Genomic DNA, 15,144 nt, shown 5'->3' with positions numbered 1-15,144 from the left:
GCGGTTCCGGCTGCCCACAAAACACCACAGCCCACCCGGCCGCAGCCGCGGCGGCGGCGCCGGCCCGTGGGGCGGGGGCGCCGCCGCCACCGTCGTGGCCCGCCGGGGGAGCAGCACCACCACCGCCACGGCGACCGCCGCCAGTACGGCGGGCCACCACGACGTGTCCATATTCCGACCGTAGCCGCGCACCCGGCCCCCGGCACGGCAGCCACGCGGCAACGCCTGTGCCCCTCGTCGCTCCCCTGGGTGACACCACAGGTGATTCCCCCCACAACGGCCTGCCGCGGAGGAGCGACCGGACGTTTCGCGCCTTACGCTCGACCCACGCACGGCCCGCATTCCGTCCACGGACCGTCCCCGGAGGTTCACGCTCCATGAAGCTCACCGTCGTCGGCTGTTCGGGGTCCTTCCCGGCCGCGGATTCGGCATGTTCGAGCTATCTCGTCGAGGCCGACGGCTTCCGGCTGCTCCTCGACATGGGCAACGGCTCCCTCGGCGCGCTCCAGCGCCACTGCGGTCTCTACGACCTCGACGCGATCTTCCTGAGCCACCTGCACGCCGACCACTGCATCGACATGTGCGCGTACTTCGTCGCCCGCTACTACCGGCACGAGGGCGGCCGCTGCGGGACCATCCCCGTCTACGGCCCCGAGGGCACCGAGCAGCGCCTGACCACGGCGTACGAGGACGTCCCCGACGAGCGCTCGATGAGCGAGGTGTTCGACTTCCGCACCCTGAAGTCCGGCAGCTTCGAGATCGGCCCGTTCACGGTCCGCACGGAGAAGGTCTGCCACCCGGTCGAGTCGTACGGCATCCGCGTCGAGCACGGCGGGCGCGTGCTCGCGTACTCCGGCGACACCGGGGTCTGCCCCGAGCTGGGGACGCTGGCGGAGGGCGCGGACCTGTTCCTGTGCGAGGCCTCCTTCACCCACGGCAAGGAGGACATCCCGGACCTCCACCTCAACGGCCGCGAGGCCGGGGAGTACGCGCGCGACGGCCGGGTCGGCCGGCTCGTGCTGACGCACATCCCGCCGTGGACGGACGCCGCGCAGAACCTGGCGGACGCCCGCGCGGTCTACGACGGCCGGGTGGACCTGGCGCACGCGGGCGCCGTGTACGAGGTCTGAGGCCTCGGGAACGCGCCGGGAACGCCGGGAAGACCGGGAAGACCGGGAACGACGGAGCCCCCGCCCTCCCTTGCGGGAGAGCGGGGGCTCCGTCGCGTAGTTGCCGCCTACGAAACTGCGGGGCCGGCGGACCGGCGGGGCCTTACTTGGCCTCGGCCTTGGCCAGCTCGGCGAGCTCCTCGTCGGACTCGCGGCCCGGCGTCGGGATGTTCCACTTGGTGATCGCGAAGCGGAAGATCGCGTAGTAGAGGGCCGCGAAGCACAGGCCGACCAGGACGAGCATCCACGGCTTGGTCGCGATACCGAGGTTGAGGAAGAAGTCGATCGCGCCGGCGGAGAAGCCGAAGCCGTCCTTCATGCCGAGCGCCCAGGTCAGGGCCATGGAGACACCGGTCAGGACCGCGTGCACCGCGTACAGCACCGGGGCGATGAACATGAAGGTGAACTCGATCGGCTCGGTCACGCCGGTGACGAAGGCGGTGAGCGCGAGGGAGAACATCATGCCGCCGACGACCTTGCGGCGCTCGGGGCGGGCGCAGTGCACGATCGCGAGGCAGGCCGCCGGGAGGGCGAACATCATGATCGGGAAGAAGCCGGTCATGAACTGTCCGGCGCTCGGGTCGCCGGCGAGGAAGCGGCCGATGTCGCCGCTCTTGCCGTTGTACTCGCCCGCCTGGAACCACGGGAAGGAGTTGAGGAGGTGGTGCATGCCGACCGGGATGAGCGCACGGTTGGCGACACCGAAGATGCCCGCGCCGACGGCGCCGGAGCCGACCAGCCACTCGCCGAAACCGTGGATGCCCTTGCCGAGGACGGGCCAGATCAGACCGAAGACGATGCCGATGAACAGACCCGCGAAGGCGGAGAGGATCGGGACCAGGCGGCGGCCGCCGAAGAAGCCCGCCCAGTCCGGCAGCTTGGTCCGGTAGAACTTCTGGTAGAGCAGGGCGACGACGATGCCCATCACGACACCGCCGAGGACCTTCGCGTCCACGGGCGCCTCGACCATGGCGATCTTGCCGTCGACCACCTTGGCGACCTTCGGCAGGCTCGGGTCGGTGAAGGTGGCGAGCACCTTCTGGAAGACCAGGTAGCCGGTGACGGCGGCCAGGGCCGTCGAACCGTCGGACTTCTTCGCGAAGCCGATCGCGATGCCGACGGCGAACAGCAGCGCCATGTTGCCGATGATCGCGTCACCACCGGCCGCCATGTAGGTGGCGATCTTGTTGATGAAGTCCGGCAGCGACGCCTTGCCGAGCATGTCGTCCTGGCCGAGGCGGATGAGCAGAGCGCCGGCCGGCAGCACGGCAACGGGGAGCATGAGGCTCCGGCCGATGCGCTGCATGACGGCCATCACGCCAGCGCCCTTCTTCTTCTCCGCAGCGGTCGCTGTGGACATGGGTTCCTCCAGAGGACAAGGCGCTGCCTGGGGACATGGAAAATGGGGGTGGCGGCGTCTCGGAAATGGGGGACCACTGGCTGCTCGGGCAGCTGCATGGTCTACACCATTGGGTGGTGTAGACCAGTTGTAGCACGGTCGGGGTTAGATAAGGAACCTTCGATTTTGTGTGGCCTGGACCACAGGACGAAGGGCCTCCGGATCACTGGATCCGAAGGCCCCGGCCCCGCCTCACGAAGGCCCTACGCCTTGGTGTTCTCCGCCTGCATCGCCGCGATCTCCTCGTCCGACTCCCGGCCCGGCGTCGGGATGTCCCACCGGGTGATCGCGAACCGGAACACCGCGTAGTAGACGACCGCGAAGCCCAGCCCGATCGGGATGATCAGCCACGGCTTCGTCGCCAGACCCCAGTTGATGACGTAGTCGATCAGACCGGCCGAGAAGCTGAACCCGTCGTGCACCCCCAGCGCCCACGTCACCGCCATCGACACACCCGTCAGCACCGCGTGGATCACGTACAGCGCCGGCGCCACGAAGAGGAAGGAGTACTCAAGCGGCTCCGTGATCCCCGTGACGAACGAGGTCAGCCCCACCGACAGCATCAGCCCGCCGACCTCCTTGCGCCGCTGCGGCTTCGCACAGTGCGTGATCGCCAGGGCCGCCGCCGGCAGCGCGAACATCATGATGGGGAAGAAGCCGGACAGGAACAGACCCGCGTCCGGGTCACCCGCCAGGAACATGTTGATGTCACCGTGCACCGTCGTCCCGTCCGGCTTGGTGTAACTGCCGAACTGGAACCACACCGGCACGTTCAGGAACTGGTGCAGACCGATCACCAGCAGCGCACGGTTCGCGACCCCGAAGATCCCCGCACCCCAGGCACCCAGACCCACCAGCCAGTCCGAGAAGCCCTCCAGCGCGGCACCCACCGGCGGCCAGATCCACAGGCACAGCGCGGCGAACAAGATCGCCACGAACGACATGATGATCGGGACCAGCCGCCGCCCGTTGAAGAAGCCCAGCCAGTCCACCAGCCTCACCCGGTGGTAGCGCTGCCAGAACCACGCCGCCAGCAGCCCCATCACGATCCCGCCGAACACCCCCGGGTTCTGGTACGCGTACCCGGCGAAAGTGTCCGTCGGCGTCAGACACCCGCCCCCGATGTCCTTCGTGCCGGACGGACACGGCTTCGGGAACGCGTGCAGCACGCCCCGGTAGACGAGGAACCCCGCCACCGCCGCCAGCGCGGTCGAACCGTCCGCCTTCTTCGCCATGCCGATCGCGACACCCACGCAGAACAGCAGCGGCAGACCCAGGTCCGCGTCCAGCAGCGCCCCGCCCGCCCCGGCCATCACCTTCGCGACGGCCGTCCAGTCCAGGCCGTCCGCGCCGAACACGTCCGGCTGCCCGAGCCGGTTCAGGATGCCCGCGGCCGGCAGGACGGCGATCGGCAGCTGGAGACTGCGCCCCATCTTCTGCAGGCCCTGGAACAGTCCGCCCCACCACTGCTTCCGCGGGACCTCCGCCGCACTGCTCGCGCTCATCCGCGTCCTCCTTCGGCCGGGCCCGTTTTGGCGGTCGCAGTACGTGCGGCACACTGGTGTAGACCAGTTGTGGGCAGGCTGCTGCTGATCGTCATCATGGGACAGGCCTCCGGCTTGCGCTCGCGTAGATAGGCCAACCGTGAGCGACGTGAGCTACCGTGACAAAGCGGACGCAGCGGGTAGCCGGCCACGGCCGCAGAGACTCGTTCTTCGACACACTCAGGGAGAAACACATGGCCACCAAGGCTGAGAAGATCGTCGCCGGGCTCGGCGGCATCGACAACATCGAAGAGGTCGAGGGCTGCATCACCCGCCTGCGCACCGAGGTCTCCGACCCGTCCCTCGTCGACGAAGCCGCCCTCAAGGCCGCCGGCGCCCACGGCGTCGTCAAGATGGGCACCGCCATCCAGGTCGTCATCGGCACCGACGCCGACCCGATCGCCGGCGAGATCGAAGACATGATGTGAGCTGAGCCCCGAGCTCACCACACCCCACAGGGCAGAACGAGGACCCCGTACCGGCCCACCGGACGGGGTCCACGCGTACCCCCGCACCGACTAGGCTCACAGCCATGTCTCGCATCGACGGCCGCACGCCCGAACAGCTCCGCCCGGTCACCATCGAACGCGGATGGAGCAAGCACGCCGAGGGCTCCGTCCTCATCTCCTTCGGAGACACCAAGGTCTTCTGCACCGCCTCCTTCACCGAAGGAGTCCCGCGCTGGCGCAAGGGCAGCGGCGAAGGCTGGGTCACCTCCGAGTACTCGATGCTCCCCCGCTCCACCAACACCCGCGGCGACCGCGAATCCGTCCGCGGCAAGATCGGCGGCCGCACCCACGAGATCTCCCGCCTCATCGGCCGCTCCCTGCGCGCCGTCATCGACTACAAGGCCCTCGGCGAGAACACCATCGTCCTGGACTGCGACGTCCTCCAGGCCGACGGCGGCACCCGCACCGCCGCCATCACCGGCGCCTACGTCGCCCTCGCCGACGCCGTCGCCTGGGGCCAGAAGAAGAAGCTCATCAAGGCCGGCCGCAAGCCGCTCACCGGCACCGTCGCCGCCGTCAGCGTCGGCATCGTCGACGGCGTCCCGCTCCTCGACCTCTGCTACGAGGAAGACGTCCGCGCCGAGACCGACATGAACGTCGTCTGCACCGGCGACGGCCGCTTCGTCGAGGTCCAGGGCACCGCCGAGGGCGAGCCCTTCGACCGCAAGGAGCTCAACGCCCTCCTCGACCTCGCCGCCGGCGGCTGCGCCGACCTGGAAGCCCTCCAGCTCGGCGCCCTGGACCTGCAGATCCCGTAGCAACCGCCGGGCGGACGCCCGCGTCTACGAAGGTACGGGCACACGGTGTCACCACCGTGTGCCCGTCCATGCATCCGAGCCATTTCCGGGGGGACCCGAATGAAGCCGAGCAAGCCGAGCAAGCCGAAACTGCGCATCGCCGCCGTCGCCCTGGCCGCGGCCCTCACCGTCCCGGCCGTCACCAGCTGCGACGCCATCGCCACCGCCATGGACTGCGCCAACACCGCCGTCGCCATCGCGGACAGCGCGAACGAGCTCCAGCAGGCCGTCTCCAACGCGGGCAACAGCATCCAGGACACCCAGAAGGCCCTCGACCAGATCGACACCAACCTCAACAAGATCAAGGACACGACGGGCAACGCCGACCTCGGCAAGGCCGTCGACTCCATGAGCACGGCCGTCAAGAACGTCCGCACCGCCGTCAACAACGGCGACACCACCCCCGACGTCAAGCCCGTCGCCGACGCCGCCGCCGAGATCTCCAAGGTCTGCACCCCGGGATAATGGGCCGCATGACCCGCCTGATCCTCGCGACCCGCAACGCGGGCAAAGTCACCGAACTCCGCGCCATCCTGTCCGACGCCGGCCTGCCGCACGAGCTGGTCGGCGCGGACGCGTACCCCGAGATCCCGGACGTCAAGGAGACCGGCGTCACCTTCGCCGAGAACGCCCTCCTGAAAGCCCACGCCCTCGCCCGGGCCACCGGCCACCCCGCCATCGCGGACGACTCCGGCCTGTGCGTCGACGTCCTGAACGGCGCCCCCGGCATCTTCTCCGCCCGCTGGGCCGGCGCCCACGGCAACGACCGCGCCAACCTGGACCTCCTGCTGGCCCAGCTGAGCGACATCGCCACGGAACACCGCGGCGCCCACTTCTTCTGCGCCGCCGCCCTGGCCCTCCCGGACGGCACCGAACGCGTCGTCGAAGGCCGCCTCCTGGGCACCCTGCGCCACACCCCGGTGGGCGGCGGAGGCTTCGGCTACGACCCGATCCTCCAGCCCCTCGGCGAAACCCGCACCTGCGCGGAACTGACCCCGGAGGAGAAGAACGCCATCTCCCACCGCGGCCAGGCCTTCCGCGGTCTCATCCCGGTCCTGCGGGAGCTGCTGGGCTGAGGCCCGGGTAGGCCGAAGGCCCGGCTCTTCGAGCCGGGCCTTCGATTCCATGGCCTGTGCGGTCGATGGGATTCGAACCCACATGGGCTTTCGCCCAGAGGCACCTAAAACCTCCGCTTATACCATTCAGCAACGACCGCTCGCGCCGCAATCCTAGCGGGCGGGCGGCGTTTTGTGTTCCCGGTTGTGGTCCTACCGGGGGCTTCGGCCTCCTCGGCACCATGTACTGGTGACGGCATGGCAGTTGGGGCACAACAGCCGCAGGTTCTCCCGCCGGTCGTCGCTCCAGTCGCCGTTGATGTGGTCGACCTCCAGAGTCATGGGGCGCCCCTGCCACTCAGGGGATGTGCCGCAGTGGGTGCAGCACTCCGGGACCCCGATTTCCCGAAGCGCGCGGCGTAGAAGCTGGGTTTTCGTTCGGTGCTTTCCGCCGTGATTGACGAGGATGTCGTTGGCGGCCTTGGCCGGCCTGGTCCCGGCCTTCCCGCGTTGGTGTGCCTGTCCCAGGAAGTGCGAAGTGTCGTGCCCTTCCTCCGAGATCCACCTACGCAGGTGCGCCCGCTGTCCGTCATGGTTTGGGAAGCCCAGGCGCCGAAGGGTCCCGGCGATGCTGGTCGACTCGGCTATCGCCTGACCGAGTTCCTCTCGTGACGGCCGATCGAGACGCCGGGTGTTCATCGGCGGCCCTTGCCCCGGCCCCGGTACGAGTCTGTCGTGGAGTGGCAGTTGGGGCACAGCAGCCGCAGATTCTCCCGGCGGTTGTCGCGCCAGTCGCCGTTGATGTGGTCAACCTCCAGGGGGAGGGGCATGCCCATCCAGACGGCCGCGACGCCGCAGTCGGCACAGCGGTCCTCCGCGCCGAGATCGTGCAGCGCGCGCCGGAGCATCGTGTTCGGGGTACGGGTGGCGTGAGGTGAGCGATCTTCGCGAAGGATCTCGTCCGCCGTACGCCGTCGACGGTTGTCTCGCATCCGGTCCGTCCGGGACGGGCCGGTGAAATGCGAGGTGTCGATGCCCAGCGCGCGGACTCGGCGGCTGATGTGGGTGTGGTGCCCGCCCACAGCGTCGAGCCCCAGGCGGCGCAGGACCTCGTACATGCTGGTGGAAGCCCTCACCGCCTCCTCCAGGATTGCCCGGGTCCAGCGGTTCCGGTCCCGCTCGAAGTGCGAGACGTCCACTCCGAGCTGGTGCATGCGCTTGCGGATGTATTCACGCGAGCCGCCTTTCGGGTCCACCCCCAGCTTCTCCAGCGCCTCGGTCAGCGTCCGCGACGTCTCCGCCGCCTCTGCCAGGCGCTCCTTCGTGTACGGACTGACCGGCATCCCTCGCCCCTCTCCGTTCTCGGCCGCGCGGTCGCGGGACCTCGTACGGGTTAACTGTTCAGCATCACGGATGGTTACGTCCGATAAGCGGAAAGTCCCGCACCACTTGTGGTGCGGGACTTTGCCGGGAAGGGGCCGGGCGGGGGTTAGATGCCCAGGTCCTTGATGATCTTCGCAACGTGGCCCGTGGCCTTGACGTTGTAGAAGGCGTGCTCGACCTTGCCCTCCTCGTCCACCACCACTGTGGAGCGGATGACCCCGGTGACCGTCTTGCCGTACAGCTTCTTCTCGCCGAAGGCTCCGTACGCCGCCAGGGTCTCCTTCTCCGGGTCCCCGACCAGGGTGACCTTCAGGTGCTCCTGCTCGCGGAACTTCGCGAGCTTCTCCGGCTTGTCCGGGGAGACGCCGATGACGTCGTAGCCGGCCGTGGCCAGGACGTCCAGGTTGTCCGTGAAGTCGCAGGCCTGCTTGGTGCAGCCCGGCGTCAGGGCCGCCGGGTAGAAGTACACGATCACCTTGCGGCCCTTGTGGTCGGCCAGCGAGACCTCGTTGCCGTCCGCGTCGGGCAGGGTGAAGGCGGGGGCGATGTCGCCCGGCTGGAGTCGCTCGCTCATGTCAGTGCTCTCCTCGGGAGGGGATCCGTACGGCATGAGCCTAAGCTGACTGAGCTGACAGACTGTCCATGACGGATCAAGCCCACAGACGACGAAACGACGACGGAGGCAGCGCGGTGCCGGAAGCCAGGACCCCCGCACAGATCGAGGCGGACATCGTCCGCCGCCGCGAGCAGCTCGCCGAGACGCTCGACGAGATCGGCGTGCGCATGCACCCGCAGACGATCATCGGGGACGCGAAGGCCCGGGTCGCCTCGACGGTGGACCAGACGGCCGGCCGGGCCTTCGTCGCCGTGAACCGGCTCGTCACCGACGTGAAGGACGGCCTGCGCCACGAGGACGGCGCCCCGCGCTTCGAGCGGATCCTGCCGGTCGCGCTCCTGGCGGTCGGCGTGGTCGGGCTCCTCGTGGCCTCCTCGCGCCGCAAGCGGTGACGACGCGGTGACGGTGACCACCCTCCGGCTTACAGGGCGCGTGGGGGCAGGTAGGTTCGAGTCGTGAGCGAGAACACCACCCACGACAAGCTGCCCATCCGCATGCTCCACGACCGCGTGCTCGTGAAGTCCGACAACCCCGAGGGGGAGCGGCGCTCCGGCGGCGGCATCCTGATTCCGGCGACGGCCGCGGTGGGCAAGCGGCTCGCCTGGGCCGAGGTGGTCGCGGTCGGGCAGAACGTGCGCAGCGTCGAGCCGGGCGACCGCGTGCTGTACGACCCCGAGGACCGTGCCGAGGTCGAGGTGCGCGGGGCGACGTACGTGCTGATGCGCGAGCGGGACCTGCACGCCGTGGCCGCGGAGCGGCTGGAGGGGTCGAAGGACTCCACCGGGCTGTACCTCTGAACATGTGAGCGTGAGCGTGAGCGGGGGCCGGTGACCGTGGTCACCGGCCCTTTCGCATGCCGTTTGCTACGGTGGAGCCGAACCCCCGACGAGACGCGCCGTACCGGGTTGGCAGGACGCAAAGACGACGCACCCCCGTTTCCGTTCTCGTCCCGGAGGTGCCTGTCATGGCCTGGGTTCTTCTTCTCGTCGCCGGTCTGCTCGAGGTCGGCTGGTCGATCGGCATGAAGTTCACCGAGGGCTTCACCCGTCTGTGGCCGTCCGTCTTCACCGGTGCCGGCATCGTCGCGAGCATGGTGCTGCTGTCGTACGCGGCCAAGACCCTGCCCATCGGTACGGCGTACGGCGTCTGGGTGGGCATCGGGGCGGCCGGGGCGGCCGTGCTCGGCATGGCGGTGCTGGGGGAGCCCGTCACCGCCGCCCGGATCTTCTTCATCTGTCTGCTGCTGGTCGCCGTGGTGGGGCTGAAGGCCACCTCCGGGCACTGACCGGGTGGGCGCCTGCCGGGGCTATTCCAGGAATTCCGCGGGCGGTCGGCGGCGGCCCTGGGTGGTGCCTCCCTGGGTCTGGCCTCCGGTGGTCTCGCCGCCGGTGGTCTGGCCGCCGTCCGTCTGGCCGCCGTTCGTTTCGCCTCCGGTGGTCTGGCCTCCGTTGGTCTGGCCGCCCTGGGTCTGGCCGCCGTTCGTATCGCCGCCGGTCGTCTGGCCTCCGTTCGTCTGCCCGCCCTGGGTCTGGCCCCCGTTGGTCTGGCCGCCCTGGGTCTGGCCGCCGTTCGGCGGTCCGGGCGGGGTGGGCGGTCCGGGCGGGGTCGGCCGGTCGGGGCGCTGCCAGGGCGGGCGGCTGCCCTCGGGCTGCTGCGGGATGCCGGGCTGGAGCGGCGGTGGCGGGGGCTGGGCCGCGCCGGGCTGGAGCTCCAGGTCGAAGTCCTGCGGGTCGGTGGCCTCCAGGGCCTCCTTCGTGTAGGCCGCCCAGATCCGGGCGGGGTAGCCGCCGCCGCCGAGCCGGGCCTCGCCGAGCGCCCCGTACAGGGACTGGAGGGTGCCGGTGTCGGGGTCCTGGCCCATGACCGAGACCACCGTGACCAGGTCGGGGGTGTACGCGGCGAACCAGGCGGCGCGGTCCAGCTCGGCGGTGCCCGTCTTGCCGGCGGCCGGGCGGCCGGCTGCCAGGGCTTCCGTGCCGGTGCCGTTGTCGACGACGCTGACCAGCATGGAGGTGGTCGTGTCGGCGGCCTCGCGGGGGATGGCCTGGCGGGTGGGGCGGTCGGGGAGGGGGATGTCGTCGCCGTCCTTGGAGATCTTCTCCAGCAGGGTGTAGGGGGTGTGGCGGCCGTGGTCGGCGAGGGTCGCGTACGCCTGGGCCATGTCCACGACGCTGGCCTGGAGGGTGCCGAGGGCCATGGCCGGGCCGACGGCGAAGTTCGGGGTGTTCTCGGGGATGCCGAGGTCGATGGCGGTGCGCTTGACCTTCTCGGTGCCGACGTCGACGACCATCTGGGCGAAGACGGTGTTGACGGAGAGGTCGGTGGCGGTGGTGACGGTGATGTCCCCGTAGGACTGCTGGCCTTCGTTCTCCGGGGCGTAGGGGATCCGGGTGCCGACGACGCGGCGCTTGTTGTCGCCGTTGTAGAGGGTGTTCGGGGTGATCCGGCGGCCGTCCTGGGTGCGGGAGTCGTTCTGGACGGCGGAGGCGAAGACGAACGGCTTGAAGGTGGAGGCGACCTGGTAGTCGTGGCGGGTCGCGTTGTTCACGTACTGCTTGGTGTAGTCGATGCCGCCGTAGAGGGCGACGACCTTGCCGGTGGCCGGGTCGATGGAGGCCCCGCCGGCCCGTACGACGCGGTCCGCCGGGCGTGCGGCCGGGTCGAGCTTGTCCATGAGCTGCTTCTGGACGGCGTCGACGAAGGCGTTCTGGCGGCGCTTGTCGATGGTGGTGGTGATCCGGTAGCCGCCCTCGGCGAGGGTCTTGTCGTCGAGGATCTTGTGTTCGGCGATGTGGTCCTTGACGGCTTCGACGAGGTAGCCGCGCTGGCCGGAGAGGCCGGCGGCGGCGCGGACCTTGCCGGGCTCGGGGAACTGTACGGCGGCGCGCTCCTCGGGTGTCATCCACTTCTTCTTGACCATGCCGTCGAGCACGTAGTTCCAGCGGGCGACGGCGCGGCCGCGGCTCTGGGGGTGGGAGACGACGTCGAAGGCGCTGGGGGAGTTGAGGAGGGTGGCGAGGTAGGCGCCCTCGGCGGTGGTCAGTCTGGCGGCGTCCTTGCCGTAGTAGGCCTGGGAGGCGGCCTGGATGCCGTAGGCGTTCCGGCCGAAGTAACTGGTGTTCAGGTACCCCTCCAGGATGTAGTTCTTCGATTTCTCGCGCCCGAGTTTGATCGCGATGAAGAACTCCTTGACCTTCCGTTTGATCGTCTGTTCCTGGCCCAGGTAGTAGTTCTTGACGTACTGCTGGGTGATGGTCGAACCGGACTGGGTGCCCTTGCCGGTCGCCGTGTTCCAGGCGGCCCGGACCATCGCCTTGGGGTCCACCGCCCGTTCGGAGTGGAAGTCCCGGTCCTCTGCGGCCAGTACGGCCTGCTGCACGCCCAGGGGGACCTGCGACAGGGGGATGTTGACGCGGTTGACCTCGCCGTCGCGGGCGAGCTGGGAGCCGTCCGCGTAGAGGTAGACGTTCGACTGCGCGGTGGCGGCCGCGTTGGCCGGGGGGATGTCCACCAGCAGGTAGCCGGCGACGAGGGCGCCGCCGAGCAGCAGGGCGAGCAGCAGCAGGGTGCCGACGGCCAGGCGCCAGGTCGGGAGGAAGCGCCGCAGGCCGGTGCGGCGGGGGCGGGTTGCGGCCCGGGGGGCGGGGCGGGGCCCGGGGGTGCCGGCCGGGCCTTGGGTGGGGCCTTGGGTGGGGGTGTGGGCCGGGGTGTCGGGGTCGCGAGGGGGCCAGCCGGGGGGTGGTGACTGGTCGCTCATGTCCGGCATTTCCGGGGCTCCTCGTGACCGTGGGAAATATCCACATTTTTACCTCATGGTGTCCGGATGGACTGGCGTAAAACGGTCGCGTGGCTCGCCCCTCCGCACTAAGCTCGCGCGCTTTGGCCGACGTGGGAACGACGTGGGAAACGGAGGGATGCGGTGCGTCTCTACATGACCGTCGCCGCCGGCGGGTTCCGGCGCTACGCGACGTACGGGACGGCGACGGCCGCCGGGGTGTTCACCAACACCGTCTTCGGCTTCATCGTCGCCTACACGTACGTCGCCCTGTGGGACGAGCGCCCCCACCTGGGCGGCTACGACCAGGCCCAGGCCCTCACCTTCGTCTGGGTCAGCCAGTCCCTGCTGGCGGCCGGCTCGCTCATCGGCGGCGGCTTCCAGGAGGAGCTCCAGGAACGCATCCGTACGGGTGACATCGCCGTCGACCTGTACCGCCCGGCCGACCTCCAGGCCTGGTGGCTCGCCGCCGACCTCGGCCGGGCCGGCTTCCAGCTGCTGGGGCGCGGGGTGCTGCCCCTGGTGGCCGGGGCGTGCGCCTTCACCCTCGCGCTGCCGTCCGATCCGCTGCGCTGGCTGCTGTTCCTGGTCTCGGTCTTCCTCGGGCTGGTCGTCGGGTTCGCGGTGCGGTACCTGCTGGGGCTGGCGGCGTTCTGGCTGCTGGACGGAGCCGGCGTCAACCTGATGGCCACCGTCGTCACCATCTTCTGCTCCGGGATGCTGCTGCCGCTGACCGTCTTCCCGGGCGGCTTCGGCGAGGCGGTCCGGCTGCTGCCGTGGGCGGCGATGCTCCAGGTGCCGCTGGACGTGCTCCTCGGCACCCACACCGGGGCCGGGGGAGCCGTACGGGCGCTGGGCTTCCAGACCGCGTGGGCGCTGGCCCTGCTGGGCGCGGGGCGGCTGGTCCAGGCGGCGGCGACGCGGAAGGTGGTGGTCCAGGGTGGCTGAGGCGACGGTGGACCGCCGTACGCGGACGCCCGGCCGCGGGCTGCCGTACGAGGAGACACGGTCCGGCGGCCGGCTCCGCGAGGGGCTGCGCGGGTACGGGCTGATCGCCGGGATGTGGATCCGCTCGACGATGACGTACCGGATGTCGTTCCTGCTCGCCACCTTCGGGAACGCGGCGATCACCGCCCTCGACTTCGTCGCGATCGCCGTCATGTTCTCCCACGTGGACGCGCTGGGCGGCTTCACCCTGCCCGAGATCGCCCTGCTGTACGGGGCCTCCTCGGCCTCCCTGGGCCTGGCGGACCTGCTGCTCGGCAACACCGACCGGGTCGGGGCCCGGATCCGCGACGGCTCCCTCGACACCATGCTGGTGCGCCCCGTCCCGCTCCTCGCGCAGGTCGCGGCCGACCGCTTCGCGCTGCGCCGGCTGGGGCGGGTCGTGCAGGGGCTGGGGGTGCTGGGCTGGGCGGTCTCGGTGCTGGACGTGCACTGGACGCCGGCGAAGGTGCTGCTGGTGCCGGTCATGGTGGTGGCCGGGGCGGGGATCTTCAGCGCCGTGCTGGTGGCGGGCGCGGCCTTCCAGTTCGTCGCCGGGGACGCGGCCGAGGTGCAGAACTCCTTCACGTACGGGGGCTGCACCATGCTCCAGTACCCGCCGACGGTGTTCGCGAAGGAGCTGCTGCGCGGGGTGACCTTCGTCGTCCCGCTGGCCTTCGTCAACTGGCTGCCCGCGCTGTACGTGCTGGGGCGGCCCGACCCGCTGGGGCTGCCGGGGTGGGTGGCGTTCCTGAGCCCGCTGGTGGCGTTCGCGGTGTTCCTGCCCGCGTCGCTGGCGTGGCGGGCGGGTGTGCGTTCGTACCGGAGTACGGGGAGTTAGGAGATGGGCGTGGGTGGTAGTGCCGGTGGTGGGCTGATCTCTTTGGACGGCGTCGAGAAGGTCTTCGACGTGCGGCGTCGGGTGGGGCTGGTGAGACGGGAGAAACGGCAGGTCAGGGCCGTGGACGGGATCAGCTTCGAGATCGCGCGCGGCGAGGTCGTCGGCTACATCGGCCCCAACGGGGCCGGCAAGTCCACCACCATCAAGATGCTGACCGGCATCCTCACGCCGACCGGCGGCCGGCTGCGCGTCGCCGGCATCGACCCGGCGCGTGAGCGGATGCGGCTCGCGCACCGGATCGGGGTCGTGTTCGGGCAGCGCACGACGCTGTGGTGGGACCTGCCGCTGAAGGACTCGTACGGGCTGATGCGCCGGATGTACCGGATCCCGGCGGCGCGCTTCGCGGAGAACCTGGAGAGGTGCGTCGAGCGGCTGGACCTGGGTGAGCTGCTCGACGTACCGGTGCGGCAGCTGTCCCTGGGGCAGCGGATGCGCGGGGACATCGCGGCGGCGCTGCTGCACGACCCGGAGGTGCTGTACCTCGACGAGCCGACGATCGGGCTGGACGTGGTGAGCAAGGCGAAGGTTCGGGGTTTCCTGCGGCAGCTGAACGAGGAGCTGGGGACGACGGTGCTGCTGACCACCCACGACCTCCAGGACATCGAGCAGTTGTGCGAGCGGGTGATGGTGATCGACCACGGCCGGCTGATGTACGACGGGGCGCTCGGCGGGCTGCACGCCCTGGGGGAGGGCGCGGGCAGCGAGCGGACGCTGGTGGTCGACCTGGAGCGGGAGCTCCCGCCGGTCGAGGTGGAGGGCGCCCGGGTGGTGAAGGTGGAGGGGCCGCGGCAGTGGCTGGCGTTCCCTGCGGGGCAGTCGGCGGCGCCGCTGGTGGCGGCGGTGGCGGCCAGGTACCCGCTGCTGGACCTGTCGGTGCGGGATCCGGACATCGAGGACGTGATCGCGCGGATGTACGCGGGGCGGGGATGAGGGGCGGCCGGGGATGAGGGGCGGGCGGGGTGAGGGCGGGCTGAGGGCGGGGGGGTAGGGATGAGGGCGGGGTAGGGACAAA

Annotated in this window: 18 protein-coding genes, 1 tRNA gene and 1 riboswitch; of the genes, 12 read left to right on the top strand and 7 right to left on the bottom strand. The window is 70.2% G+C overall.

Annotated elements, in window-relative coordinates; all coding sequences use genetic code 11:
• Both AC069X_RS18560 and AC069X_RS18555 read left to right on the top strand, forming a co-directional pair.
• The coding region (locus AC069X_RS18560) for a hypothetical protein (protein WP_478729654.1) at window positions 1–184 on the top strand (184 nt) is incomplete at its 5' end.
• Between the two features lie 193 nt (window positions 185–377).
• Complete coding sequence (locus tag AC069X_RS18555) at window positions 378–1,130, top strand: MBL fold metallo-hydrolase (RefSeq protein WP_478729653.1); 753 nt, start codon at window positions 378–380, stop codon at window positions 1,128–1,130.
• Between the two features lie 142 nt (window positions 1,131–1,272).
• On the opposite strand, the gene AC069X_RS18550 is transcribed toward AC069X_RS18555, so the two are convergent.
• Together AC069X_RS18550 and AC069X_RS18545 are read right to left on the bottom strand one after the other, a co-directional pair.
• Window positions 1,273–2,529 (bottom strand): PTS transporter subunit EIIC, encoded by a 1,257-nt coding sequence (locus tag AC069X_RS18550; protein WP_478729652.1) that lies wholly within the window; start codon window positions 2,527–2,529, stop codon window positions 1,273–1,275.
• A gap of 242 nt (window positions 2,530–2,771) precedes the next feature.
• A complete protein-coding gene (locus AC069X_RS18545) occupies window positions 2,772–4,073 on the bottom strand; it encodes a PTS transporter subunit EIIC (protein WP_478729651.1) in 1,302 nt (433 codons plus the stop codon).
• Between the two features lie 158 nt (window positions 4,074–4,231).
• On the opposite strand from AC069X_RS18545, the gene AC069X_RS18540 reads away from it, so the two are divergent.
• The 4 genes from AC069X_RS18540 (at window position 4,232) to rdgB (ending at window position 6,494) form a co-directional block, all read left to right on the top strand.
• Complete coding sequence (locus AC069X_RS18540; RefSeq protein ID WP_478729650.1) at window positions 4,232–4,540, top strand: PTS sugar transporter subunit IIB; 309 nt, start codon at window positions 4,232–4,234, stop codon at window positions 4,538–4,540.
• A 104-nt stretch (window positions 4,541–4,644) separates the two neighbouring features.
• Window positions 4,645–5,379: a ribonuclease PH gene (gene rph / locus AC069X_RS18535; RefSeq protein ID WP_478729649.1), complete on the top strand. Its 735-nt coding sequence runs from the start codon at window positions 4,645–4,647 to the stop codon at window positions 5,377–5,379.
• 99 nt (window positions 5,380–5,478) lie between these two features.
• Window positions 5,479–5,883 carry a hypothetical protein gene (locus tag AC069X_RS18530; protein WP_478729648.1) on the top strand — a complete coding sequence of 135 codons (405 nt, stop codon included), beginning with the start codon at window positions 5,479–5,481 and terminating at the stop codon, window positions 5,881–5,883.
• A gap of 8 nt (window positions 5,884–5,891) precedes the next feature.
• Window positions 5,892–6,494, top strand: a complete 603-nt coding sequence (gene rdgB / locus AC069X_RS18525) for an RdgB/HAM1 family non-canonical purine NTP pyrophosphatase (RefSeq protein WP_478729647.1) — start codon at window positions 5,892–5,894, stop codon at window positions 6,492–6,494.
• A gap of 57 nt (window positions 6,495–6,551) precedes the next feature.
• Here the strand turns inward: rdgB and AC069X_RS18520 are convergent.
• The 4 genes from AC069X_RS18520 to bcp form a co-directional block, all read right to left on the bottom strand.
• Window positions 6,552–6,634 (bottom strand) — tRNA-Leu (locus AC069X_RS18520).
• A gap of 52 nt (window positions 6,635–6,686) precedes the next feature.
• The gene (locus AC069X_RS18515; protein WP_478729646.1) at window positions 6,687–7,172 is read right to left on the bottom strand and encodes an HNH endonuclease; all 486 of its coding nucleotides are present in this window, start codon (window positions 7,170–7,172) and stop codon (window positions 6,687–6,689) included.
• Complete coding sequence (locus tag AC069X_RS18510) at window positions 7,169–7,816, bottom strand: HNH endonuclease signature motif containing protein (RefSeq protein ID WP_478729645.1); 648 nt, start codon at window positions 7,814–7,816, stop codon at window positions 7,169–7,171. Before AC069X_RS18510 ends, AC069X_RS18515 begins: the two co-directional genes overlap by 4 nt.
• Window positions 7,817–7,962: 146 nt before the next feature.
• Complete coding sequence (gene bcp, locus AC069X_RS18505) at window positions 7,963–8,430, bottom strand: thioredoxin-dependent thiol peroxidase (protein ID WP_007264334.1); 468 nt, start codon at window positions 8,428–8,430, stop codon at window positions 7,963–7,965.
• Window positions 8,431–8,546: 116 nt separating this feature from the next.
• Between bcp and AC069X_RS18500 the strand changes: the two genes are divergently transcribed.
• From AC069X_RS18500 to AC069X_RS18490, 3 genes are all read left to right on the top strand, one after another.
• A complete protein-coding gene (locus AC069X_RS18500; RefSeq protein ID WP_478729644.1) occupies window positions 8,547–8,864 on the top strand; it encodes a DUF3618 domain-containing protein in 318 nt (105 codons plus the stop codon).
• A 63-nt stretch (window positions 8,865–8,927) separates the two neighbouring features.
• The gene (locus AC069X_RS18495) at window positions 8,928–9,269 is read left to right on the top strand and encodes a GroES family chaperonin (protein WP_478729643.1); all 342 of its coding nucleotides are present in this window, start codon (window positions 8,928–8,930) and stop codon (window positions 9,267–9,269) included.
• A 62-nt stretch (window positions 9,270–9,331) separates the two neighbouring features.
• Window positions 9,332–9,403, top strand: a riboswitch (guanidine-III (ykkC-III) riboswitch).
• Window positions 9,404–9,436: 33 nt separating this feature from the next.
• Entirely contained in the window at window positions 9,437–9,757 is a 321-nt protein-coding gene (locus tag AC069X_RS18490; protein WP_030158619.1) for a DMT family transporter, read from the top strand.
• 21 nt (window positions 9,758–9,778) lie between these two features.
• On the opposite strand, the gene AC069X_RS18485 is transcribed toward AC069X_RS18490, so the two are convergent.
• Window positions 9,779–12,229, bottom strand: a complete 2,451-nt coding sequence (locus tag AC069X_RS18485) for a transglycosylase domain-containing protein (RefSeq protein WP_478729706.1) — start codon at window positions 12,227–12,229, stop codon at window positions 9,779–9,781.
• A gap of 174 nt (window positions 12,230–12,403) precedes the next feature.
• On the opposite strand from AC069X_RS18485, the gene AC069X_RS18480 reads away from it, so the two are divergent.
• Genes AC069X_RS18480 through AC069X_RS18470 form a run of 3 tightly spaced genes read left to right on the top strand, consistent with a single transcriptional unit; the run spans window position 12,404 to window position 15,062 of the window.
• Window positions 12,404–13,195 carry an ABC transporter permease gene (locus AC069X_RS18480; RefSeq protein WP_478729705.1) on the top strand — a complete coding sequence of 264 codons (792 nt, stop codon included), beginning with the start codon at window positions 12,404–12,406 and terminating at the stop codon, window positions 13,193–13,195.
• A complete protein-coding gene (locus tag AC069X_RS18475) occupies window positions 13,188–14,072 on the top strand; it encodes an ABC transporter permease (RefSeq protein ID WP_478729642.1) in 885 nt (294 codons plus the stop codon). Before AC069X_RS18480 ends, AC069X_RS18475 begins: the two co-directional genes overlap by 8 nt.
• A gap of 3 nt (window positions 14,073–14,075) precedes the next feature.
• Window positions 14,076–15,062: an ABC transporter ATP-binding protein gene (locus AC069X_RS18470; RefSeq protein ID WP_478729641.1), complete on the top strand. Its 987-nt coding sequence runs from the start codon at window positions 14,076–14,078 to the stop codon at window positions 15,060–15,062.
• Window positions 15,063–15,144: the final 82 nt, after the last annotated feature.

This window comes from Streptomyces sp. NPDC043896, assembly GCF_056435605.1.
Note: the sequence above shows the minus strand (reverse complement) of the source record. Positions and strands in the feature narration are given on the sequence as shown.